General features: G+C 67.2%; 20 protein-coding genes. 15 read left to right on the top strand and 5 right to left on the bottom strand.

Annotated elements, in window-relative coordinates; translation table 11 throughout:
* Nucleotides 1-857: stage II sporulation protein P (gene spoIIP, locus B5E65_RS10965; protein ID WP_143403009.1), on the top strand; the 857-nt coding region annotated here is incomplete at its 5' end.
* Between the two features lie 368 nt (nt 858-1,225).
* Complete coding sequence (gene asnS, locus B5E65_RS10960; RefSeq protein ID WP_087171807.1) at nt 1,226-2,611, top strand: asparagine--tRNA ligase; 1,386 nt, start codon at nt 1,226-1,228, stop codon at nt 2,609-2,611.
* Nucleotides 2,612-2,931: 320 nt separating this feature from the next.
* Here the strand turns inward: asnS and B5E65_RS10955 are convergent, their stop codons facing one another.
* Nucleotides 2,932-3,420, bottom strand: a complete 489-nt coding sequence (locus B5E65_RS10955) for a YbaK/EbsC family protein (protein ID WP_087171806.1) — start codon at nt 3,418-3,420, stop codon at nt 2,932-2,934.
* A 373-nt stretch (nt 3,421-3,793) separates the two neighbouring features.
* Here B5E65_RS10955 and mutY point away from each other — a divergent pair, with 373 nt between their 5' ends.
* The 7 genes from mutY (at nt 3,794) to B5E65_RS10920 (ending at nt 11,978) form a co-directional block, all read left to right on the top strand.
* The gene (gene mutY, locus B5E65_RS10950; RefSeq protein ID WP_087171805.1) at nt 3,794-4,867 is read left to right on the top strand and encodes an A/G-specific adenine glycosylase; all 1,074 of its coding nucleotides are present in this window, start codon (nt 3,794-3,796) and stop codon (nt 4,865-4,867) included.
* Between the two features lie 89 nt (nt 4,868-4,956).
* Nucleotides 4,957-5,292 (top strand): hypothetical protein, encoded by a 336-nt coding sequence (locus B5E65_RS16580; RefSeq protein WP_242957533.1) that lies wholly within the window; start codon nt 4,957-4,959, stop codon nt 5,290-5,292.
* A 180-nt stretch (nt 5,293-5,472) separates the two neighbouring features.
* Nucleotides 5,473-6,726, top strand: coding sequence for a murein hydrolase activator EnvC family protein (locus B5E65_RS10940; protein ID WP_087171804.1), 1,254 nt, complete (start codon nt 5,473-5,475; stop codon nt 6,724-6,726).
* Nucleotides 6,727-6,770: 44 nt separating this feature from the next.
* Nucleotides 6,771-8,165: a murein hydrolase activator EnvC family protein gene (locus B5E65_RS10935; protein ID WP_087171803.1), complete on the top strand. Its 1,395-nt coding sequence runs from the start codon at nt 6,771-6,773 to the stop codon at nt 8,163-8,165.
* Nucleotides 8,166-8,230: 65 nt separating this feature from the next.
* Nucleotides 8,231-9,616, top strand: a complete 1,386-nt coding sequence (mnmE, locus tag B5E65_RS10930; RefSeq protein ID WP_343286403.1) for a tRNA uridine-5-carboxymethylaminomethyl(34) synthesis GTPase MnmE — start codon at nt 8,231-8,233, stop codon at nt 9,614-9,616.
* A gap of 15 nt (nt 9,617-9,631) precedes the next feature.
* A complete protein-coding gene (mnmG, locus tag B5E65_RS10925; RefSeq protein WP_087171802.1) occupies nt 9,632-11,539 on the top strand; it encodes a tRNA uridine-5-carboxymethylaminomethyl(34) synthesis enzyme MnmG in 1,908 nt (635 codons plus the stop codon).
* Between the two features lie 16 nt (nt 11,540-11,555).
* A complete protein-coding gene (locus B5E65_RS10920) occupies nt 11,556-11,978 on the top strand; it encodes a PPC domain-containing DNA-binding protein (RefSeq protein ID WP_087171801.1) in 423 nt (140 codons plus the stop codon).
* 299 nt (nt 11,979-12,277) lie between these two features.
* Here the strand turns inward: B5E65_RS10920 and B5E65_RS10915 are convergent, their stop codons facing one another.
* The 4 genes from B5E65_RS10915 to B5E65_RS10900 form a co-directional block, all read right to left on the bottom strand.
* Nucleotides 12,278-12,823, bottom strand: coding sequence for an NUDIX hydrolase (locus tag B5E65_RS10915; protein WP_087171800.1), 546 nt, complete (start codon nt 12,821-12,823; stop codon nt 12,278-12,280).
* 2 nt (nt 12,824-12,825) lie between these two features.
* Nucleotides 12,826-13,776, bottom strand: a complete 951-nt coding sequence (locus B5E65_RS10910) for a hemolysin family protein (RefSeq protein ID WP_087171799.1) — start codon at nt 13,774-13,776, stop codon at nt 12,826-12,828.
* Nucleotides 13,777-13,903: 127 nt separating this feature from the next.
* Nucleotides 13,904-14,545 (bottom strand): hypothetical protein, encoded by a 642-nt coding sequence (locus B5E65_RS10905; protein WP_087171798.1) that lies wholly within the window; start codon nt 14,543-14,545, stop codon nt 13,904-13,906.
* Nucleotides 14,542-15,060, bottom strand: coding sequence for an RNA polymerase sigma factor (locus B5E65_RS10900; RefSeq protein ID WP_242957532.1), 519 nt, complete (start codon nt 15,058-15,060; stop codon nt 14,542-14,544). Before B5E65_RS10900 ends, B5E65_RS10905 begins: the two co-directional genes overlap by 4 nt.
* 208 nt (nt 15,061-15,268) lie before the next feature.
* Between B5E65_RS10900 and B5E65_RS10895 the strand changes: the two genes are divergently transcribed.
* The 6 genes from B5E65_RS10895 to B5E65_RS10870 all read left to right on the top strand — a co-directional run bounded on the left by B5E65_RS10895 (nt 15,269) and on the right by B5E65_RS10870 (nt 21,851).
* A complete protein-coding gene (locus B5E65_RS10895) occupies nt 15,269-16,114 on the top strand; it encodes a transketolase (RefSeq protein WP_087171796.1) in 846 nt (281 codons plus the stop codon).
* A complete protein-coding gene (locus tag B5E65_RS10890) occupies nt 16,115-17,065 on the top strand; it encodes a transketolase family protein (RefSeq protein ID WP_087171795.1) in 951 nt (316 codons plus the stop codon).
* Nucleotides 17,066-17,132: 67 nt separating this feature from the next.
* Nucleotides 17,133-17,660, top strand: coding sequence for a cysteine hydrolase family protein (locus B5E65_RS10885; protein WP_087171794.1), 528 nt, complete (start codon nt 17,133-17,135; stop codon nt 17,658-17,660).
* The gene (locus B5E65_RS10880; protein ID WP_087171793.1) at nt 17,657-18,289 is read left to right on the top strand and encodes a pentapeptide repeat-containing protein; all 633 of its coding nucleotides are present in this window, start codon (nt 17,657-17,659) and stop codon (nt 18,287-18,289) included. Before B5E65_RS10885 ends, B5E65_RS10880 begins: the two co-directional genes overlap by 4 nt.
* Before the next feature lie 223 nt (nt 18,290-18,512).
* On the top strand, nt 18,513-20,000 hold the full coding sequence (locus tag B5E65_RS10875) for an SGNH/GDSL hydrolase family protein (protein WP_158098579.1): 1,488 nt from the start codon (nt 18,513-18,515) through the stop codon (nt 19,998-20,000).
* Nucleotides 20,001-20,081: 81 nt separating this feature from the next.
* A complete protein-coding gene (locus B5E65_RS10870) occupies nt 20,082-21,851 on the top strand; it encodes an ABC transporter ATP-binding protein (protein ID WP_087171791.1) in 1,770 nt (589 codons plus the stop codon).
* Nucleotides 21,852-21,902: the final 51 nt, after the last annotated feature.

Below are 21,902 nucleotides of genomic sequence, written 5' to 3'. Positions count from 1 at the left end.
GCCGCTCCGGCCCGGCACAGGCCAGGCTGTCCACCGCCAGTACCGCCGCCGCGCCCGAGGACGCGGGCAGCATCCGCACCACCTTTTATGAACAGGGCAGCGGCGACGGTTATATCCCCGCCGGTACCGGCAGCATCAAGAACAGCACCTCCCTGGCCGACAGCCAGGTGGCGGACATTATTTCCCGGGGTATGCCGTTCGGCATCGAACTGCACAGCGACGAGCCGCAGGTGCTCATCATGCATACCCACGCCACCGAGACCTACGAACTGGCCGACAACGGCTGGTATGACCCGGACTTCACCTGCCGCAGCACCGACAACGCCGTCAACATGACCGCCGTGGGCGCCGAGATGGCCCGGGTGCTGAACGCCGCCGGCATCAACACCGTGCAGGACACCACCCTGCACGATTATCCCAGCTACAACGGCAGCTACGAGCGCAGCAACGAGACGGTGCGCGGCTGGCTGGAGAAATATCCCAGCATCAAGGTGGTGCTGGATGTGCACCGGGACGCCATCGAGCAGGAGGACGGCACCCGGCTGAAACCCACCCTGCAAACGGAAGAAGGCCCCGCCGCCCAGGTCATGATCATCTGCGGGGCCGACAAGGGCGGCAACCTGCCCAACTATACCCAGAACCTGCGGTTCGCCGCTGCCTGGGAGGCGGCTATGGAGGCCCAGACCCCCGGCCTGACCAGGCCGGTAATGTTTGCCTACCGGTACTACAACCAGGACCTGACCACCGGCAGCCTGCTGATCGAGGTGGGCGGCCACGCCAATACCCTGGACGAGGCGGTGCGGGCCGGGGGCCTGGCCGCCCGGGCACTGGCCTCGCTGCTGGCGCAAACGGCTTGACAAGCGGCCCCGCGGGGTGTACAATCGGCAGTATCAAAGGCGATGACCAGACCCAGTACCCCGGACCCCGCAGCCCCCAGAGAGCGCCGCCACGGCTGAAAGCGGCGCGCCTGCCCCCGGGAGAAGAACCTCTGCGAGCCGCAAACCCAACCCGGGCGGTAAAAGCGGCCCGGCAGTAGGGGCGACGCAGGCCAGCGTTACGGGCCGCCGGTTCGGTATGGACCGGGCAAAGGGGGCCGCTTTCGGGCGGCAATTTAGGTGGCACCGCGGATCCGGCAGCGATCCGTCCTAAAGCAGGACGGTTTGCTGCCTTTATTTGTATCCGGCCGCCCCCTTTGCGGCCCAAAATCGGAAGGAGAAATCACACTATGGAACGCATCCGCATCCGCGAACTGTTCCGCGCCACCCCCGCCGACGGCGAGATCGTCACCGTCTGCGGCTGGGCCAAAACCGTGCGGGACTCCAAGAGCATCGGCTTTATCGAACTGAGCGACGGCAGCTGCTTCAAGAACCTGCAGGTGGTTTTCCAGGCGGACAAGCTGGAAAACTACAAGGAGGTTGCCAAGGCCGGCGTGGGCACCAGCATGCAGGTGACCGGCCGCATCGTGGTCACCCCCGGCGCCAAGCAGCCCTTTGAGGTCAACGCCGACAGCGTGACCCTGCTGGACGTCTGCCCGCCCGAATACCCCCTGCAGAAAAAGCGCCACACCCTGGAATACCTGCGCACCATGCCCCATCTGCGCCCCCGCACCAACACCTTTGCGGCGGCGTTCCGGGTACGCAGCGTGGCCGCCTGGGCCATCCACAAGTTCTTCCAGGAGCAGGGCTTTGTGTATGTGCACACCCCGCTGATCACCGGCTCCGACTGTGAGGGCGCCGGCGAGATGTTCCGGGTCACTACCCTGGACGTGAACAACCCGCCCCGCACTGAGGACGGCGCGGTGGATTTCAGCCAGGACTTCTTCGGCCGTTCCACCAACCTGACCGTTTCCGGCCAGCTGGAGGCGGAGGCCTTCGCCCTGGCGTTCGGCAGCGTTTACACCTTCGGGCCCACCTTCCGGGCCGAGCACTCCAACACCCCGCGCCACGCCGCCGAGTTCTGGATGATCGAGCCGGAGATGGCCTTTGCCGACCTGTCCGACTACATGGACAACGCCGAGGCCATGGTCAAGTACGTGGTGAACTTTTTGCTGGAACAGTGCCCCGATGAGCTGGCTTTCTTCAACCAGTTCATGGACAAGGGCCTGCTGGAGCGTCTGAACGCCCTGGTCAGCGCCGACTTCGCCCGGGTCAGCTACACCGACGCGGTGGCCCTGCTGGAGCCCCACAACGACCAGTTCCAGTACAAGGTCAGCTGGGGCTGCGACCTGCAGACCGAGCACGAGCGTTTCCTGACCGAGCAGGTGTTCAAGCGCCCGGTGTTCGTGACCGACTATCCCAAGGAGATCAAGAGCTTCTACATGCGGCTCAACGACGACGGCCGCACCGTGGCCGCGGCCGATATGCTGGTGCCCGGCGTGGGCGAGCTGATCGGCGGCAGCCAGCGTGAGGAGCGTCTGGACGTGCTGCTGGCCCGCATGGATGAGCTGGGCCTGGGCCGGGAAGACTACGACTGGTACCTGGACCTGCGCCGCTTCGGCAGCGCGCCCCACGCGGGCTACGGTCTGGGCTTCGAGCGCCTGATCATGTACGTCACCGGCATCGCCAACATCCGGGACGTGCTGCCCTTCCCCCGCACCGCCGGCGGGTTCTGATCCCCCGTATACCAATAAAAAGGCGCACGTTTTCACAACGTGCGCCTTTTTTAGGAAGCGGGATAAAAGGCTGTGCGTGCCGCCCGCTCCCGGGCGATACGGGGGCGGGATAAATGGCCTGCGGAAACTACGGGCGCAACAACGATGCGCCCGTTCCGCTTCGCGGACCGTTTCGCCGGTCCAAAGCCCCACCGGGGCTTTGGCTGTTTCGCAGACCCGGAACCCCGGACCCATCGGGTCCGGGCCCCCGCCCGCCTTCTCGCCTGTCCGCTAGGTAAAGGATGCGTCTGCGGGCTCATCGGCCCTCTGAGCGGGCCGATTCACCTCGCAGCCGCATCCCCCCAGCCCTTACACAGATCCGCCCACTGGGCATTGCCGTCCGCGCAGGCGGTCAGTTCTTCGCAGGACAGGCGCACCGCGCTGGCGGCGCTGCCCGCCGCCGGATAGATGGTATCAAACCGCCGCAGCGACTCGTCCAGGAACACCCGCACCCCGTCCTTCAGCGCAAAGGGGCACACCCCGCCCGCCGGATGGCCCACCTTTTCCTCCAGCTGGTCGGCCGGCACCATCTTCGCCTTGGTGTGGAACATCGCCTTGTACTTCGCGTTGTCCACCTTCGCGTCCCCGGCGGCCACGATCAGCACGCAGCCCTCCGGCGTTTCAAAACTCAGGGTCTTGGCGATGTGGGCCTCCTCGCAGCCCAGCCGCTGGGCCGCCAGCGCCACCGTGGCGCTGCTCTCTGTAAATTCCAGCACCCGGTCCCCGAATCCCTTTTCCGTCAAATACGCCCGTACCACTTCCACCGACATTCCGCATCCCTCCATATCGTCAACAAGGCTGTGCGTACCGCCCGCTCCCGATCGATACGGGGGCGGGATAAATGGCCTGCGAAAACTACGGGCGCAAAAACAATGCGCCCGTCCCGCTTCGCGGGCCGTTTCGCCGGTCCAAAGCCCCACCGGGGCTTTGGCTGCTTCGCAGACCCGGAACCCCGGACCCACCGGGTCCGGGCCCCCGCCCACCTTCTCGCCCGTCCGCTGGGTAAGAGGGGCGTCTGCGGGCTCATCGGCCCTCTGAGCGGGCCGATTCACCTCGCAGCCGCATCCCTCCACAGAGAATATGTATCCGATATACCACCCCGGGGCCCGTTTGTCAATGCCCCGCCGTCTATGAGGTGCCCCTATGCCCGAACTTGCCCCCATCGCCCCGCCGCTGCTGGCCTGGTTTCATGAAAACGGCCGCAAGCTGCCCTTCCGGCAGCATCCCACCCCCTACCGGGTCTGGGTCAGCGAGATCATGCTGCAGCAGACCCGCATGACCGCCGCGCTGCCCTACTACGAACGGTTCATGGCCGCCCTGCCCACCGTGGCCGATCTGGCCGCCTGTGAGGAGGAGCAGCTGTTCAAACTGTGGGAGGGCCTGGGCTACTACAGCCGGGCCCGCAACCTGCAAAAGGCCGCCCGGCTTGTCTGCGAACGGTACGGCGGCGAGCTGCCCGACGACTGGGAGGCCCTGCGCGCCCTGCCCGGCGTGGGGGACTACACCGCCGGGGCGGTGGCCTCCATCTGCTTCGGCAAGGCCGTGCCCGCCGTGGACGGCAACGTGCTGCGGGTGTTCGCCCGGCTGTACAACGACGATTCCGACATCACCCGCCCGGCGGTCAAACGGGCCTTTACCCGGCGGGTGATGGCCCATCAGCCCCCCGACGCCTCCGGCCCCTACAACGAGGCGCTGATGGAGCTGGGCGCGCTGGTCTGCGTCCCCGGCAATCCGGACTGCGCCGCCTGTCCGCTGGCGCACATCTGCCGGGGCCGGGCCGCGGGCAACCCGGGCCGTCTGCCCTGCAAGCCCCCGAAAAAGCCCCGCCCGGCCCAGCCGGTAACGGTGGCGCTGATCGCCGGCCCGGACGGCTGGCTGCTGCAGCGCCGGGGCGAGGGCGGTCTGCTGGCGGGGCTGTGGCAGCCCCCGCTGTGGGACACGGCCCTGGACGAGGCCGCTTTGCGGGAGGCCGTTGCCCGGCTGCTGGGTGCCGACCCCGGCCCGGGCGCACCGGCGGGGCAGGCAAAGCATATATTCAGTCATGTGGAGTGGCGGATGACCGGCTGGCGCTTCACCCTGACCCGCCGCCTGCCCGCGCCGGAGGGCTGCGTCTGGGCCACCGCCGCCGACCTGGCCGACACCCGCCCGCTGCCCGGTGCGTTCAAGGCCTGGCGGCGGGTGATGGAAACCGAAAAATTGCCCGCCGGGACGTTGTAATTTTGCCCGCCGGCGGGTATAATAAAGCTAAATCAGAGCCGGGCTTTGCCGCCCGGCTGTGAAAAAACGAACCAGAGGGGGCCTGCCGCATGACCGTCCGAGATCTGGCGATCCTGCCGGTGAAAGCTGCCGACGCCGCCGCGCTGGCCGCGGCCGTCCGGAAAAACACGAAAGCCCTGCACACCCGCGTCCGGGAGCTGCCGGCGTGGAGAAAGGAGAACGAGATCGTGATGAAGAAATCCCATTTTGCCGCGGTGCTGCTGTTCCTGGCCGCCGCCGTGGGCGCGCTGACCGCCGGTTACCTCTACATCCGCCGCCGCGAGAAGGAGCTGGATGAGTACGAGAGCCTGCTGTTCAGCGAGGACTTCGACGAGGACGAGGCCCCCGAGGCCGACGAGCCCGCCGAGGAGCCCGCTGCTGAGTAAGCATCTGCACAAACAAAACCGCCGGCCCGTCGGGCCGGCGGTTTTTTGCGGGCCTTTGCGCCCCACACTGCCACTTGTTCGCCCCGGCGCATCTATGGTATAATCATAAAATACAATGGGGGAGAAGGCCCGCGCTGTTTTACGCGGCCGCTGCCCCCACCCGGCAAGGAGGTGCGCGGCATGAAAAAATTCCTCACCTGGCTTACCATGGTGGCCCTGTTTGTGGTACTGGTGGTGGGGGGCACGGTGGGCTTTCTCTACAGCCGCACCACCGCCGCTTCGCTGCCCGCCCAGGGCGCGAGTTTCGCCGGGCAGACCCTCACCGTAAACGGTTACAGCTGGGGCGTGCCGGTGCTGGGCGGGGTGGTCTGGCGCACCTTCCAGCAGAGCGTCACCGCCGACGTGCAGGATCTGGGCACCATCGACCAGGTCACCCCCGCTGTGGTGCTGGCCGAGGGCCTGGACCCGGAGGGCAGCTTTCTGGTGCTCACCGCCGCGGACGGCACCCAGGTCTACAACGGGCCAGTGTCCGGCCTTTCCAGTGTGCGGCTGCCCGCCAACGGGGACTACCAGGGCCTGCTTACCGCCGGGCGGGTGATGGGCGGCAAGCCCGCCAAACCCGCGGGCTTCTACCGGTACCGGTTCCGGTTCACCCTGGCCGCCCAGCCCACCCTGACCCTCTCGGATGACACCATCACCCGGGGCGAGGTGTGCGCGATCTACATAAGCAACATCCTGGACGCGGGCGCGGCCCCGTCCATCGACTGCGAACTGGGCAGCGTCTGGCTGGCCCCGGTGGAGGGCGGCTGGCTGGGCTTTATCCCCGCCGCCTACAACGCCGAGGCCGGGGACCACGCCCTCACCGTCACGGTGGGCAGCTTTGTGCTGGAGGACACCGTCACGGTGCAGCACCGGGACTTTGCCAAGGTCTACACCACCGGCGCCGAGACGGACGAGCCCGCCGGGGCCAGCACCGAGTTCCGGGAAAAGATCTGGCCGCTCTACACCACCGGCGCGGGGGAAATCCGCTGGAACGGGGCCTTTGCCCAGCCGGTGGAGGGGGACGTGAGCCTGGATTTCGGCGTGTTTGAGTACAAGAACGGCAGCCAGCAGGCGGTGCGCAGCACCGGCGTGGAATGGGCCGCCGCCGAGGGCGCCCAGGTCGTCAGCCCGGCCGCCGGCACGGTGGCCTTTGCGGGCAAGCTGCTGCTGACCGGCAACACGGTGGTCATCGACCACGGCTGCGGGGTCAAGAGTTATCTGTACCGGCTGGGTTCCCTGACGGTGGAAACCGGCGCGGCGGTGGAGCGCGGCGCGGCGGTAGGCACCGCCGGCAGCGAGGCGCTGAAATACGAACTGAAAATCGGCAACAAGAGCATTGATCCCTGGATGGCCATCCGGGGGCAGGGCGGGCTGTTCTACAACCCGGCCTGAGCGCAGACCGCCGCCCGGCGCGGGCGGCAAGGAGGGATCGTTTCGTGAGCGAACAGGAGCAGAGCCTGCTGGAACAGCAGGAGGAACAGGAAGAGGAAACCGCTGCCCGGCCCTGGTGGGGTACCCTGCTGGTATGGCTGGGGATGGTGGTGCTGATCGTGGCGCTGATCGTGGGCGGCGTGGTGCTGGTAATGTACCGGGCCGTCACCGAGGAGGCCCTGCCCGACCGCACCGTGACCTTTGCGGGCCAGACCCTGTCGGCTGCCCAGTGGGACTGGCAGGTGCCGGTGGCCGGGTTTATCAAGCGCAGCTTTTCGGGCACAAACCCGGAGGCGGACGGCGCGGTGCTGGCGGATGTGCAGGTAAGCGATCCCCAGCTGACCCTGCCCAAGGGCATGGACGCCAAAATCACCCTGACCGGCGCCGACGGTTCGGTGCTGTTTGAGGGCGGCGGAGAACAGTTTGCCAGCTACCGCTTTGCCGCCGACGGGGACTATACCCTGGCCATCACCGTGACCCAGCCCGCCGCCCAGGTGGGGCAGGGGGTCACCGGGGAGGATGTGTACCGGGTATCCTTTACCATGAACGCCGAGCCCCAGGTGGAATTGAGCGGCGAATCGGTGGTGCAGGGCGGTGTGCTGGGCATCCGGGTGACCGGTGTGCTGGGCGATGTGCCCCCCAGCCTGACCACCGATCTGGGCGAAGCGGTCTTTATCAAGTACAACGGCGCCTGGCTGGCCTATCTGGGTGTTCCGGGCGACTGCCCCGGCGGCGAGTATGTGCTGCATATCCGTTCCGGCGAATATGAACTGACCCCCACCGTGCGGGTCTACGGCCGCGAGGTGCGGGAACTGGATACCTACACCGCCGACGGCACCGCCGCCGCCCCTTACATCGGGGCGGTGCCCGCCGCGCTGGACGAGGTCATGGACATTGTGGACCCGGATGTGTACTGGGCCCAGGACGGCTTTGTGCAGCCGGTGCAGGGCACCCTGGTGCGGGACTACGACGTGTATGAATACACCGACCGTGTCCAGGCCGACCCGGCCCTGATGGCCACCTACCCGGTGGAGCTGCAGGCGGTGCTGCAGGCCCAGATCGACGCGGCCAACGCCCTGATCACCCCCCGCCACAGCGTCAACGTTACCTTCTCCACCCCCGCGGGCAGCGCGGTGCGCAGCCCCGCGGCGGGCCGGGTGGTTTTTGCCGGTACCCTGGGGGCCACCGGCCGCACCCTGGTCATCGAGCACGGCGGCGGGCTCAAGAGCCTGTTCTACCTGCTGGGCAGCATCAAGGTCAGCGAGGGCGACTATGTCACCCAGGGCCAGACCGTGGCCACCACCCAGGGCCATGTGGTCTGCGATATGCGGCTGGGCGGCGCGGCGCTGGACCCCTGGAGCGTCTGGCGCAACGTGAACCCGGGCGTTCTGTTCCAGTAAATCTTTCGGGAAAACCACGCCCCCGCGCGTGGTTTTCCGTGTTTTCCGGCAAGGAGGAAATTACCATGTCCATGGATCTTTCGGCCACCGTCTGCGCCCTGGCCACCCCGCCGGGGGTGGGGGGCATCGCGGTGGTGCGCATCAGCGGCCCCGAGGCCTATTCCATTGCGGAAAAGGTCTTTCGCCCGGCCAACCCCGCCCGCAAACTGAGCCAGGCCAAGGGGTATACCGCCCTGTTCGGCCACAGCCTGCGGCCGGACGGTTCGGTGCTGGACGAGACGGTGGCCCTGTGTTTCCGCGCGCCCCGCAGCTACACCGGCGAGGATGTGGTGGAGCTGAGCTGCCACGGGGGCAGCGCCATGGCCGAGGGGCTGGTGCAGGCCTGCCTGGCGGCGGGCGCCCGGCCCGCCGGGGCGGGGGAGTTCACCCGCCGCGCCTTTGAAAACGGACGCATCAGCCTGACCCAGGCCGAAGCGGTGATGGACGCCATCCAGGCCGCCGGGCGGCAGGGCGCGGCGCTGGCCGCGGCCAGCCTCGACGGGGCGGTGGCCCGGCGGATCGGGGCCATCCGGGAGGATCTGACCGCCCTGGCCGCCCATCTGGCCGCCTGGGTGGATTTCCCCGAAGAGGACGTGCCCGCCCTGGAACCGGCGGCCCTGACCGCCACCCTGACCGGCTGCCGGGATAAGATCCAGGCCATGATCGACCAGTGGGGCGCGGGGGCGGTGGCCCTGGGCGGGGTGGATACCGCCATCGTGGGCCGGCCCAACGTGGGCAAAAGCACCCTGCTGAACCTGCTGGCGGGGTTTGAGCGGGCCATCGTGACCCCGGTGGCCGGCACCACCCGGGACGTGGTGCAGCAGACGGTGCAGCTGGGCAGCGTGCGGCTGAACCTGAGCGACACCGCCGGTCTGCGGGAAACCGCCGACGCGGTGGAGGCCGAGGGCATCCGCCGCAGCTACAGGGCGCTGGACGCCGCCGGGCTGGTGCTGGCGGTGTTTGATGCCAGCGAACCCGCCACCGAGGAGGACGCCCGGCTGGCGCAGCTGTGCCGGGGCCGCCCGGCGCTGGCGCTGGTGAACAAGCAGGACGCCGGGGCGCAGGTGTTTGACGAAGCGGTGCTGGCCGGGTGCTTCTCCGACGTGGTGCACCTGTCCGCCAAAGACCCGGCCAGCCTGCAGCTGCTGGCAGGCCGGGTGGAGACCCTGCTGGGGGTGGCCAACCTGGACCCCTCGGCAGGCTGCCTGAGCGGGCAGCGTCAGCTGGCCGCCGCCACCGCCGCCCGCAATGCGCTGGACGACGCGCTGGCCGCCGGGCAGCAGGGCTTCGGCCTGGACGCGGTGAGCGTCTGCGTGGATGAGGCGCTGCACGCGCTGTATGAACTGACCGGCGAAGCCGCCGACGAAGCGGTGATTGAGGAAGTGTTCAGCCGCTTCTGTGTGGGAAAGTAAGAGGAGAGAAAAACAGTGATCCATCTGGGAGATTTTGACGTGATCGTGATCGGCGCGGGCCACGCCGGCATCGAGGCCGCCCACGCGGCGGCGGTGCTGGGCGCGCACACCGGGCTGTTTACCCTGAGCCTGGACGGCATCGGCAATATGCCCTGCAACCCCAGCATCGGCGGCACCGCCAAGGGCCATCTGGTGCGGGAGGTGGACGCGCTGGGCGGTGTGATGGGCCTGGCGGCGGACGCCACCTATCTGCAGAGCCGGATGCTCAACCGGGGCAAGGGCCCGGCGGTGCACAGCCTGCGGGTGCAGACCGACCGGCGGCGCTACCACGATTATATGAAGCTGTTTCTGGAGCGCACGCCGGGCCTGGAACTGAAACAGGCGGAGGTGACCGACATCCTGGCCGAAAACGGCCATGTTACCGGGGTGCGCACCCGTCTGGACGGGTACTATGGGGCAAAGTGTGTGGTGATTGCCACCGGCACCAACCTGGGCGGCAAGATTTTTGTGGGCGGGGCGGACTACCCCAGCGGGCCGGACGGCCAGCACGCCGCCACCGCCCTGACCGAAAGCCTGAAAGCCCTGGGCCTGCCGCTGCGCCGGTTCAAGACCGGCACCCCGGCCCGGGTACACCGGCGCAGCATTGATTTTGACAAGCTGGAGTGCCAGCCCGGCGACCCGGACGAGCTGCTGCAGCCCTTCAGTTTTCTGACCCGCACCCCCATGCGGAACAAGGTGGCCTGCCACATTGCCTGGACCAACCCGGAGACCCACCGGATCATCCGGGAGAACCTGCACCGCAGCCCGCTGTACGGCGGCAAGATCGAGGGCATCGGGCCCCGGTACTGCCCCTCCATCGAGGACAAGGTGGTGCGGTTTGCGGAAAAGGACCGGCACCAGATCTTTGTGGAACCCTGCGGCGAGGACACCGACGAGATGTACCTGCAGGGCATGAGCAGCAGCCTGCCGGAGGATGTGCAGGTGGCCATGTACCGCAGCATCGTGGGGTTTGAGCATCTGGAGATCATGCGCCCGGCCTACGCCATCGAGTACGACTGCATCGACCCCACCGCCCTGGCCGCCACGCTGGAATGCAAGGCGGTGGCCGGGTTGTACGGGGCGGGGCAGTTCAACGGCACCAGCGGCTACGAGGAGGCTGCGGCCCAGGGCCTGCTGGCCGGGCTGAACGCCGCCCGGGCCGCGCTGGGCAAAAGCCAGCTGATCCTGCCCCGGTCGTCCAGCTATCTGGGCACCCTGGTGGACGATCTGGTCACCAAGGGGGTGCTGGATCCCTACCGGATGATGACCAGCCGCAGCGAGTACCGGCTGACCCTGCGCCAGGACAACGCGGACGAGCGTCTGACCCCCATCGGCCGGGAATACGGCCTGGTGGACGATGCCCGCTGGGCGCGGTTTGAGCAGGACATGGCCATCAAGCAGGCGGAGCTGGCCCGGCTGCACGCCACCCGGATTCCCGGCGCGGCGCTGGCCGAACCCTTTGCGGCGGCGGGGCTGGCCCCTGCGCCTCAGGGGGGCGAAGCGGACAAGCTGCTGCTGCGCCCGGGCGTGACCTACGAGCTGCTGGCCGGCATCATCGGCCGGGGCGAGGGGGTGGACGCCCGCATGGCGGGACGCATCGAGACCGAGCTGAAATACGCCGGCTACATCGAGCGGCAGCAGCGGCAGGTGCGGCAGGTGCAGCAGCAGGAGAACACCCCCATCCCGCCGGATTTTGACTACGCGCCCCTCACCGGCCTGCGGCTGGAAGCCCGGGAAAAGCTGGCCCGTATCCGGCCGGTAAGCCTGGGGCAGGCGGCCCGGGTGCCGGGGGTGTCCCCCTCGGACATCGCGGTGCTCAGCGTGGCGCTGCACGCCGCGCGGCGCAAACAGGCAAACGCCGGGCCCGGCCCGGACGAAGCATAAAAAGGAGTGACCGAGAATGGAATATCGTCGTTTTAAGGATACCCTGTTCATCCGGCTGGACAAGGGCGAGGAAATTCTGGAGCAGATGGAAAAGGTCTGCACCGCCGAGCAGGTCAAGCTGGCCCAGGTGAGCGCCATCGGCGCCATCAACGAGTTTACGGTGGGGGTGCTGCGCACCGCCGAGAAGCAGTACAAGGCCAACAACTTCACCGGCGATCATGAGATCGTCAGCCTGACCGGCACCGTCACCACCAAGGAGGGCGCGTTCTACGCCCATCTGCATCTGGCCGCCGGCGACGAGACCGGCGCCGTGGTGGGCGGCCACCTGAACCGGGCCGTGGTCAGCGCCACCTGCGAGATGGTGGTGCGGGTTGTGGACGGCACCGTCGAGCGCCGCTTCAGCGACGAGATCGGCCTGAACCTGTTCGAGTTCGTGTAAGCCGATCTGGGGGGACAACGTCCCCCCGGCGCTGCGGGCGCAACAACGATGCGCCCGCCCGGCTGCGCCGACCGCGCTGCCGGTCCAAGGCCGCACTGCGGCCTTGGCTGCTTTGCAGACCCGGCCCCCGGAAATCAGGGCCGAATATCTTCGGCCCTGGGGATAAATACAAAGCAAGGCCCGCGCAGACCGTTTCCGGTTTGCGCGGGCCTTGTTATATCATTCCCTATGGCCGAAGAAATTCGGCCATGTGTTCCGGGGGGGATGGGGGGATAGGTTCTATCCCCCCATATCAGCCCTTACAGCTCTCCCTTGGCCCGCAGCGCCTGGATCTTGAGCAGGGCGGCGATGGTTTTGCCGTCCACGATGCGGCCGTCCAGGCACATGGCCACGGCCTCGTCCAGGGGCAGGGATTCCGGGGTCAGGAACTCGTCCTCGTCCAGATGCATGGGCACCGGATGCAGGCCGGTGGCCAGATAGGTATAGATGATCTCGCTGCAGTAGCCCACCGTGGGCCAGATGGGGTGCAGGTCCCGCCAATGGTCGGCGGCCAGGCCCGCTTCCTCGCCCAGCTCCCGCTTGGCGGCCTCCAGCGGGTCTTCGCCCGCCTCCAGCTTGCCGGCGGGCAGCTCCCAGATCTCCTGCCCGAACGCATACCGGAACTGCCGCACCAGGTACACCCGGTTATCCTCGGTCAGGGCCGCCACGCAGGCGCCCCCGTGATGATGCACGATCTCCCGGATGCCCTCGGCCCCGTTTTCCAGGGTCACGGTGTCCTTGGTTACGGTGAATACGCGGCCGCGGTAGATCTCCTCGCTGCCGGTCCGGGTCTCAAAATGCGCCATGGTCAGTCCTCTCCTTTCGCGGCGGCGGCTGCCTCGGCGCACCGGGCCAGCACCCGCACCACCCGGCGGCTGGCCACCCGCTGCACCGTGAACTCCACGCCGCCCCATTCCACCCGGGCGGCTTCGCCCTCGGCGGGAATGTGGCCCAGGCGGTCCGCCACAAGGCCGCCCACCGTGTCGAACTCCTCGTCCTCGCTGCGCTCCGGCAGGGGCAGATCCAGCGCGTCAAACAGATCTTCCAGATCCAGCGCCGCGTCCACGCTCACGCTGCCGTCCTCATTGCGGGTCAGGGGCTCTTCCTCGTTGTCGTACTCGTCCTGGATGTTGCCCACGATCTCTTCCAGGATATCCTCCATGGTCACGATGCCGGCGGTGCCGCCGTACTCGTCCACCACAATGGCGATCAGGCATTTCTTGCGCTTGAAGTCCAGCAGCAGCTCCCGGGCGGGGCGGCTTTCCGGCACGAACATCGCCTGGCGCACAAAGGACTGCACCGGGCTGTCCAGCTCCTCCGGGTGATCCACCAGCCGCAGCAGGTCCTTTACATACAGCATGCCGGCCACGTCGTCCAGGCTGCCTTTGTATACCGGCAGGCGGCTGTTGCCGCTTTTCAGCGCCGCCGCCACCGCCTGCCGGCAGCTGGCGGTCAGCTCCACGGCGGTGACCTCGGTGCGGTGGGTCATGATGTCCCCCGCGCACACATCGTCCAGATCAAAGATGTTGTTGATCATCCGTTTCTGGCTTTCGTCGATCTCTTCCTCGTCCGCGTCGTCCATGATTTCGAGGAACTCCTCCTCGGTCACGCGCTCCTTGCCGCCCAGGCCCGCCGGGGCCAGCAGCCGGTCCAGCCAGGCGGGCAGGGTCAGCTTCTTGGCCAGCACCCAGCCCACCACAAAACATACCAGCCCTGCCGCCAGGGCCACCAGCAAAATCGTAAGACCATCCGGGTCCATCTGTAAACTCCCTCCCGCCGGGTGTTCCGGCGCTTTTGTGAGCTATGTTATACAACTTGTATTGTAGTAAAAACAAACCCGCCCGTCAAGCGGCGGGCGGGTAAAATCCTTGTGATATGGCGCGGTTTCAGCCCTCTTTCGGCTCGGCGGTCAGGGGCACCCCCAGCCGCTGCAGGTCGGCCAGGGTCACCCGGCCGGATTCCAGCGCGTCGGCCAGCGGTTCGCTGCTGCCGTCCTCGTACAGGGCGGTGACGCCCTCCAGGCTGCCGGTCAGGTAGTAGACGGATCCCTCGTCTTCGCCCACCCGGGTCAGCACCGTATCCACCGGCTCGCCCTCTTCGGGCAGGCCTTCGATGGCGGTTACGGCCGGGGCGGTGACGGTGTCCGCCGTGACCTGGGACTTTTCGGCGGCGCTTTCCTCATCCGGGGCCATGGCCATTGCCTGGGGGGCGGCGGCGCGGGGCTCGGCCCCTTCACCGGCCGCGTCGTAGGCGGCCGCCATGTTCGGGGCCGCGGCACCGCCCGACGCGCCAAAGCCGTCCAGCCCGAGCATCGGGCCGTATTTCACCACCGGGATGGCGATCAGGATCAGGCAGGCCGCCGCGGCCAGCACGCCTTTCCAGGCGCGCCGCGGGTTTTTGACCACATGCAGCCGGGGCGCCGCCGGGGAGGAGGCTGCCTCCATCGCCGCCCGGGTGCGGGCTTTCCAGTCGTCTGAGGCGGTCACCTTGTTCAGGGCGCTGCGGTAGGCGTCTTCCGGTCGGCTCATGGCAATTCCTCTCCTTCCAGTTGGTCTTTCAGCTTCGCCCGCGCACGGCTCAGCTGGCTGAGCACCGTGTTCTGGCTGCGGTCCAGCAGGCGGGCGATCTCGGCGGTGGAATACCCCTCGATATAATGCAGGTACACCACCTGCCGGTACTTCATCGGCAGTGCGGCCACCGCCTCCAGCACCCCGCTTTCCTCGGGGGTAAAGGCGGGCAGGGTTTCGTCCAGCCCCTCGGTGCGGCGCTGCCAGGCGCTGCGGAAATGGCTCTTGCACCGGTTGATGGTGGCCCGCAGCAGCCAGGCTTTCTGGTGTTCGGGGCTCTCAAAGGCAGGCTGACGCTGCACCAGGGTCAGAAAGACGTCCTGGGCCATATCTTCGGCATCGGCCATGTTCTTCACCAGCCCGAAAGCGGTGCGCACCACCATGTCGCCGTAGTATTCCAGCGCCTGTTCGGGCGTCAGCACCTGGGCCGCCGTCATCGTACCCGCCCTTCCTTCTTGTAGGCTTCTGTCCTGCATACGCACGGACCTCCCGGATTATTGCATCGTTGCGCGGCTTTTTTCGGCCGCTTTTCCTATTGTATCGGGTCGGCCGGGCAAATGCAATCGGCTTTTTGCCCGAAAAGGCTTGCGGCGGATGGGGGATTGGTTGTACTATAGAAATGTATAGGCCGCGCCCGCCGACGGGCCGGCCACTCAAGGATGATGAACAAAGGGGGTCCCCACCATGGAACAATCCGAACGCATCGCCCTGCGCCGCGCCGCTGCCCGGCTGCGGCTGGACGTGCTGGAAGAGGTGTTCTCGGCGCAGTCCGGCCATCCGGGCGGCGCGCTGAGCAGCGCTGAAATCTTCACCTGGCTGTACAACAAGGAACTGAACGTTGACCCGGCCCAGCCCCGCTGGCCCGACCGGGACCGCTTCGTGCTGAGCAAGGGCCACAGCAGCCCCGGCCTGTACGCGGCGCTGGCCCGGCGCGGGTTCTTTGACCCGGCGCTGCTGCCCACCTTCCGCAAGAGCGGTTCGATCCTGCAGGGGCATCCCGATATGAAGAAGATCCCCGGCGTGGACATGACCAGCGGCAGCCTGGGCCAGGGCGTGAGCGCCGCCTGCGGCATGGCGCTGGCCGCCAAGCTGGACGGCGCGTCCTGGCGGGTGTACACCCTGCTGGGCGACGGCGAGATGGAAGAGGGCCAGGTGTGGGAGGCCGCTATGTTTGCCGCCCACAAGAAGCTGGACAACATGTGCTGGATCGTGGACTCCAACGGCCTGCAGATCGACGGCCGGGTGGAGGACGTGGCCGGCCCCGGCCCGCTGGACAAGAAGTTCGAGGGCTTCGGTTTCCATGTGCTGAAGGTGGACGGCCACGACTTTGACGCGCTGGAGGCCGCCTTTGCCGCCGCCCGCGCCGAGAAGGGCCGCCCCACCGTGATCCTGGCGTCCACCGTCAAGGGCAAGGGGGTCAGCTTCATGGAGGATCAGGCCGGCTGGCACGGCAAGGCCCCGAACGCCGAGCAGTATGCCCAGGCAAAACAGGAACTGGAGGCCGAACTGGCCCGCTGGGAGGTGGAGTAAATGGAACCGATCAAGGAAGCAACCCGAGTAAGTTTCGGTAAGGCGCTGGCCGAGCTGGCGCCGGAATATCCCGGCCTGGTGGTGCTGGACGCGGACCTGGCGGCTGCCACCCGCACCGACATCTTTGCCAAGGCCTGGCCCGACCGGTTTGTGGACTGCGGCATCGCCGAGTGCAACATGCTGGGCGTGGCGGCCGGTCTGGCGGCGGCGGGCAAGATCCCCGTGGCGGCGAGCTTTGCCATGTTCAGCGCCGGGCGCGCCTTTGAGCAGATCCGCAACTCGGTGGGGTATCCCCATCTGAACGTGAAGATCGCCGGCAGCCACGCGGGCGTGAGCGTGGGCGAGGACGGCGCTACCCACCAGTGCCTGGAGGACGTGGCCCTGATGCGCACCATCCCGGGCATGACCGTTCTCTGCCCGGCGGACGCCTTCTCCATGCGGGAAGCGGTGCGGGCCATGCTGGACCATGAGGGCCCGGTGTACATCCGCCTGGGCCGTCTGGCGGTGAACAGCATCTACCACGACCGTCCCGCCGGCTGGCTGAAGATCGGCAAGGGCGAGGTGCTGCGTGAGGGCGCCGACGTGACCCTGCTGGCCGCCGGCCTGGAGGTACAGGAGGCTCTGGCCGCCGCCGAGCTGCTGGCCGCCCAGGGCGTGAACGCCGCCGTGGCCGACATGCACACCATCAAGCCGCTGGACGCCGAGCTGGTGGCCGAACTGGCCCGCAAGACCGGCGCCGTGGTCACCGCCGAGGAGCACAACGCCATCGGCGGCCTGGGCGACGCGGTGCTGGCCGCGCTGGCCGACGCCGACGTGCGGGTGCCGGTGGAAAAGGTGGCCGTGCAGGACGTGTACGGCCATTCCGGCAAGGGCGACGAGCTGCTGGGCGAGTTTGGTCTGCGGGCGAAGGACATCGCCGCGGCCGCCCTGCGTGTGATCGCGCGCAAGTAACCGAATATCCGGCAGGGAGCCGCGTCGGGCTGACGCGGCTCCTTTTACAAAACAGGAGGAAACAGCCATGCGGGAACTTCTCATCGTGGTGGATATGCAGAACGATTTTCTCACCGGGGCGCTGGGCACCCCCGAGGGGCAGGCGGTGCTGCCCGGGGTAACGGCGCTGGCCCGGGACTGGGCCGGGGAGCTGGTCTTTACCCGGGACACCCACACCTCCGACTACCTGAACACCCAGGAGGGCAAAAACCTGCCGGTGGTGCACTGCGTGCAGGGCACCGAGGGCTGGCAGCTGGCCCCGGAACTGGACGCCCTGGCCAAAGAGCGGGGCTGTAAGGTGTTTGACAAGCCGGCTTTCGGCAGCACCCAGCTGGCCCACTGGGCCGCGATGGAGCACGCCCGGGAACCCTTTGCCCGCATCAGCCTGGTTGGCGTCTGCACCGACATCTGCGTGCTGAGCAACGCCCTGCTGCTGAAAGCCGCCCTGCCGGAGGTGCCGGTGCGGGTGTACGGCAGCCTGTGCGCCGGGGTCAGCCCGGCCAGCCATACCCGGGCGCTGGAGGCCATGCAGGTGTGTCAGGTGGAAGTGGTATGAGCGGTGTGCGCATCCTGGCCCCGGTACTGCCCGCGGCTTTGACCGACGCGGCCGCCTGGCCCGGCGGGGAACTGGCCGGGGCCCGGCTGCATGGGGCCAGCCTGGCGGGCGAGGATTTGCGGGAATGCCGCCTGGAGGGCTGCCGGGTGGAGAGCTGCCGTCTGCTGGGCTGCGATCTGCGGGGGGCGGTGTTCCGGGACTGCGTCTTTGTGAACTGCGATTTTTCCGGCAGCAACCTGCGGGATATCTGGTTTCTGCGCTGCACCCTCACCGGGGTGCGGGCCGAGGGCGCGGATGTCAGCGGCGCCCGGCTGGAGCATGTTCTGCTCAAGGACAGCCGGCTGGAGGGGGTCAACCTGGACGGGGCCAGCCTGGCGGGCTGTGTCTTTGCGGACTGCCGGATGGCCGGGGCCTGGCTGACCGGCCTGCGCGCCCGGGACTGGAAGCTGGAACGGTGCGACCTGACCCGGGCCAGTGTGGTGGGCACCCTGCTGCGGGACCAGGACCTGAGCGAGGGCAGCATTGAGGGGCTGGTGCTGAGCGAATCCGCCGCCGAGCTGCGGGGGGCCGTGGTGAGCCCTTTGCAGGCGGTGGAACTGGCCCGGCTGCTGGGGGTGCGTGTGCGCTGAGCAAAAACGGAACGGGGGCGGTACCGGCGGGTGCCGCCCCTGTTTTTGGCTGCCTGAGGCGGAAAAACCGGCGTTACCACACAGATTTCACCGCCGTTCTGTTTGCTTTTTGCATACAGATATGGTACACTATTCATGTGTTTGCCTTGCGCCGGGATGGGCGGTATGCCTTTCCCGGCCCGATTCTGCCCGCGGTGCGGGCGTGATAAAGGAGAGCGAATCTATGCGCGCAGAGTGGACCAAAAAGCTGGTGCGCTGCCTGACCAGCCAGGTTGCCGTCTATGTGGTGAGCGGCCTGCTGGTGGTGTCGGTGCTGACCGGCGTGGTGCTGTATGTAAGCGGCAGCCACGATCCCGATCCTGCCCCCGCGTCCGGCAGCAATGTGGACTGGGAAGAGGTGGATCAGGACGCCAGCTACGACGCCGAGGGCGGCGTGATCGATCAGGACATATACGAGGGCACCGTGCTGCCCGAAACCGAGGACGCCGGGCAGGACTATCTGGACGAGACCCTGTTCATCGGTGACTCCAATACCTACCGGTACATGATGTATGGTGAGGACGACGAGACCCCCTTTACCTCCCTGCAGAACACCATCGGCGTGGTGTCCATGGGCGTGGGCTCCATCACCAGCCTGAAGTGTGAGGAGTTTGTGGGGTATTCCGAACCGGTGACCATCCCCGAAGCGGTCAAAATCATGCAGCCCAAGCGGATCATTATCTGCTTCGGCACCAACAACCTGTCCGCTGCCGGCAAGGGCACCGACAATTTCATCGAACAGTACGCCAAGGGCCTGGCCGCTATCCACAAGGCCTATCCCTACGCGGACATCATTGTCAGCGCCGTGCCGCCGCTGGATAAGCAGCGCAGCAACACCGCTCTGACCATGACCCAGGTGGACGAGTTTAACCAGGCCATCGTGGCCGTGTGCGAAGAAGAGGGATATAAGTTCCTGGATTCCAGCGAGGCCCTCAAGGACGAAAAGACCGGCTGGGCCAAGGAAGATTACACCCTGTCCGACGGGGTGCACCTGTCCAAAGAGGGCGTCACCGCCTACATGGAATATGTGCGCACCCACGCTTACATCACCGAAGACACCCGGCCCAAGCCCCTCAAGACCATCCCCAAGGCCAAGGGCACCCCGCCGGGCCTGATCAGCCAGGATCCCATCGCCGTGCGGGGCGAGGGGAACACCGTTACCGTGCCGGTGGAGTTCCTGGCCTCGGAGGGCGGCTACATCGAGGGCGTTACCAGCCAGGCGGTTGCCAAGGGCGGAACCTGCTCCACCGTGCGCGCGGTGGCCAACGCGGGCTATGCCTTCTCCCACTGGACCATTGAGCCGGTGGGCAGCGCCGGCGGCGCGGGGGATACCCTGACCTTCACTGTGCCCGCTGATGCCGACGCCAACGGCGTGGTGGTCAAGGCACACTTTGTGGCCACCGCCACCGCGGCCCCGGCCACGCCGGCGCCCACCGCCACCCCGGAAGTTACCGCCACCCCGGAGACCTCTCCCAGCCCGGAGATCACCCCCACCCCGGATGTAACCCAGCAGCCCACGGCGCCGCCTACCGCGGAACCCACGCCGGCGCCCACCACGGCACCTACCACGGCGCCCACCACCGCGCCCACCGAGGTGCCCACGGTTGCCCCCCCGACGAATGGAAATTCATCCGAGGGCCAGGGCGGCGGGACGGACCAGCCGGCGGGCTGATCCCGCGTTTTGCCTTTCCGCACGGCCGAAGCAACCCTGCTTCGGCCGTTTTTGCACGATATACCAAAGGAGGAATCTGCCATGCCCCAGCAGCAGGACCGGCGCACCCAGAGCAGCCGTACCTTGATCCGGCGGTTCTGGCCCTATATGCGCCCCTACCGCAAAACCCTGTGCGTGGACCTGTTCTGCGCCGCCCTGACCACCGTCTGCGAACTGGTGCTGCCGCTTCTGATGCGCACCATCACCGATACCGCCACCAACAACCTGGCCGCCCTCACGGTAGGGCTGGTGCTCAAGCTGGCGGGCCTGTATCTGGTGCTGCGGATCATCGACGGCATCGCCGCCTACTATATGGCCAGCATCGGGCATATCATGGGCGTCTATGTGGAGACCGATATGCGCCGGGACGCCTTTACCCATCTGCAGCGGCTCAGCCACAGCTACTACGCCAACACCAAGGTGGGCCAGATCATGGGCCGCATCACCAACGACCTGTTTGATGTGACCGAGTTCGCCCACCACTGCCCGGAGGAATTCTTTATCGCGGGCATCAAGATCGCGGCCTCCTTTGTGATCCTGTGCCGGGTCAACGTGATGCTCACGGTGCTGCTGTTCCTCTGCGTGCCGCTGATGGCGGTGGTGTCCACCATCCTGAACCAGCGGCTGCGGGCGGCTTTCCGCCGCCAGCGGGTGCAGATCGGCGAGCTGAACGCCCGCATTGAGGACAGCCTGCTGGGCGAGCGGGTGGTCAAGGCCTTTGCCGCCGAAAAGGTGGAGGACCGCAAGTTTGCCGAGGACAACGAGCGGTTCCAGGCCATCAAGAAACAGACCTATTATTTTATGGCCGCGTTCCAGACCAGCACCCGCCTGTTTGACGGCCTGATGTATCTGGTGGTGCTGCTGGCGGGCGGGCTGTTCATCGTCTACCGGGCCATCACCCCCGGCGACCTGGTGGCCTACATGCTGTATGTGAGCACCCTGATCGCCACCATCCGCCGCATCGTGGAGTTTGCCGAGCAGTTCCAGCGGGGCATGACCGGCATCGAGCGGTTCTGCGAGATCATGGACGCGGACGTGGAGATCTTTGACGAGCCGGGCGCCCAGCCGCTGCGGGTGGAAAAGGGCGGGATCTGCCTGGAGGACGTGAGCTTCGAGTATCCGGACGACCACAACAAGGTGCTGCGCCATCTGGATCTGCGCATCCGTCCCGGCGAGAAGCTGGCGCTGGTGGGGCCGTCGGGCGGCGGCAAGACCACCCTGTGCAACCTGATCCCCCGGTTCTACGACGTGACCAGCGGCCGCATCACCATCGACGGCCAGGAGGTGCGCAGCGTAACGCTGGAAAGCCTGCGCCGGGCCATCGGCATCGTGCAGCAGGACGTGTACCTGTTCAGCGGCACGGTGTATGAGAACATCGCCTACGGCAAGCCGGAGGGCGCCAGCCGGGACGAGGTGATCGCGGCGGCGAAGCTGGCCGGCGCGGACGAGTTCATCCGCAACCTGAAGGACGGTTACGACACCTATGTGGGCGAGCGGGGCGTAAAGCTCAGCGGCGGCCAGAAACAGCGCATCAGCATCGCCCGGGTGTTTTTGAAGAACCCGCCCATCCTGATCCTGGACGAGGCCACCAGCGCTTTGGACAACGAGAGCGAGGTGCTGGTGAACCGCAGCCTGGACCAGCTGGCCAAGGGCCGCACGACCCTGACCATCGCCCACCGCCTGACCACCATCCAGGACGCCGACCGCATCCTGGTGCTGGACGACGGCGGCATCCAGGAGCAGGGCACCCACGAGGAACTGCTGGCCCTGGGCGGTGCCTACGCCCGTTTGTGGAACCGCACGCTGCGGTAAGCGGGCAGGGGAGAGAATACAAAAAGCAGGCCGGTGCGTAGGGCATACGCA

This window comes from Gemmiger sp. An120, from assembly GCF_002160955.1.
Classification (GTDB): Bacteria; Bacillota; Clostridia; order Oscillospirales; family Ruminococcaceae; genus Gemmiger_A; species Gemmiger_A avium.
This window is presented reverse-complemented; position numbering and strand designations above follow the sequence as displayed.

Bases quoted from the DNA above. Each gene is read 5' to 3' on its own strand.
- mnmE (WP_343286403.1), top strand. From the start codon at position 8,231: ATGTCCATGGATCTTTCGGCCACCGTCTGCGCCCTGGCCACCCCGCCG.
- B5E65_RS10905 (WP_087171798.1), bottom strand. From the start codon at position 14,545: ATGAGCCGACCGGAAGACGCCTACCGCAGCGCCCTGAACAAGGTGACC.
- B5E65_RS10920 (WP_087171801.1), top strand. From the start codon at position 11,556: ATGGAATATCGTCGTTTTAAGGATACCCTGTTCATCCGGCTGGACAAG.
- B5E65_RS10895 (WP_087171796.1), top strand. From the start codon at position 15,269: ATGGAACAATCCGAACGCATCGCCCTGCGCCGCGCCGCTGCCCGGCTG.
- B5E65_RS10910 (WP_087171799.1), bottom strand. From the start codon at position 13,776: ATGGACCCGGATGGTCTTACGATTTTGCTGGTGGCCCTGGCGGCAGGG.
- B5E65_RS10890 (WP_087171795.1), top strand. From the start codon at position 16,115: ATGGAACCGATCAAGGAAGCAACCCGAGTAAGTTTCGGTAAGGCGCTG.
- B5E65_RS10915 (WP_087171800.1), bottom strand. From the start codon at position 12,823: ATGGCGCATTTTGAGACCCGGACCGGCAGCGAGGAGATCTACCGCGGC.
- B5E65_RS10880 (WP_087171793.1), top strand. From the start codon at position 17,657: ATGAGCGGTGTGCGCATCCTGGCCCCGGTACTGCCCGCGGCTTTGACC.
- asnS (WP_087171807.1), top strand. From the start codon at position 1,226: ATGGAACGCATCCGCATCCGCGAACTGTTCCGCGCCACCCCCGCCGAC.
- B5E65_RS10870 (WP_087171791.1), top strand. From the start codon at position 20,082: ATGCCCCAGCAGCAGGACCGGCGCACCCAGAGCAGCCGTACCTTGATC.
- B5E65_RS10875 (WP_158098579.1), top strand. From the start codon at position 18,513: ATGCGCGCAGAGTGGACCAAAAAGCTGGTGCGCTGCCTGACCAGCCAG.
- B5E65_RS10940 (WP_087171804.1), top strand. From the start codon at position 5,473: ATGAAAAAATTCCTCACCTGGCTTACCATGGTGGCCCTGTTTGTGGTA.
- B5E65_RS10885 (WP_087171794.1), top strand. From the start codon at position 17,133: ATGCGGGAACTTCTCATCGTGGTGGATATGCAGAACGATTTTCTCACC.
- mutY (WP_087171805.1), top strand. From the start codon at position 3,794: ATGCCCGAACTTGCCCCCATCGCCCCGCCGCTGCTGGCCTGGTTTCAT.
- B5E65_RS10955 (WP_087171806.1), bottom strand. From the start codon at position 3,420: ATGTCGGTGGAAGTGGTACGGGCGTATTTGACGGAAAAGGGATTCGGG.
- B5E65_RS16580 (WP_242957533.1), top strand. From the start codon at position 4,957: ATGACCGTCCGAGATCTGGCGATCCTGCCGGTGAAAGCTGCCGACGCC.
- B5E65_RS10900 (WP_242957532.1), bottom strand. From the start codon at position 15,060: ATGCAGGACAGAAGCCTACAAGAAGGAAGGGCGGGTACGATGACGGCG.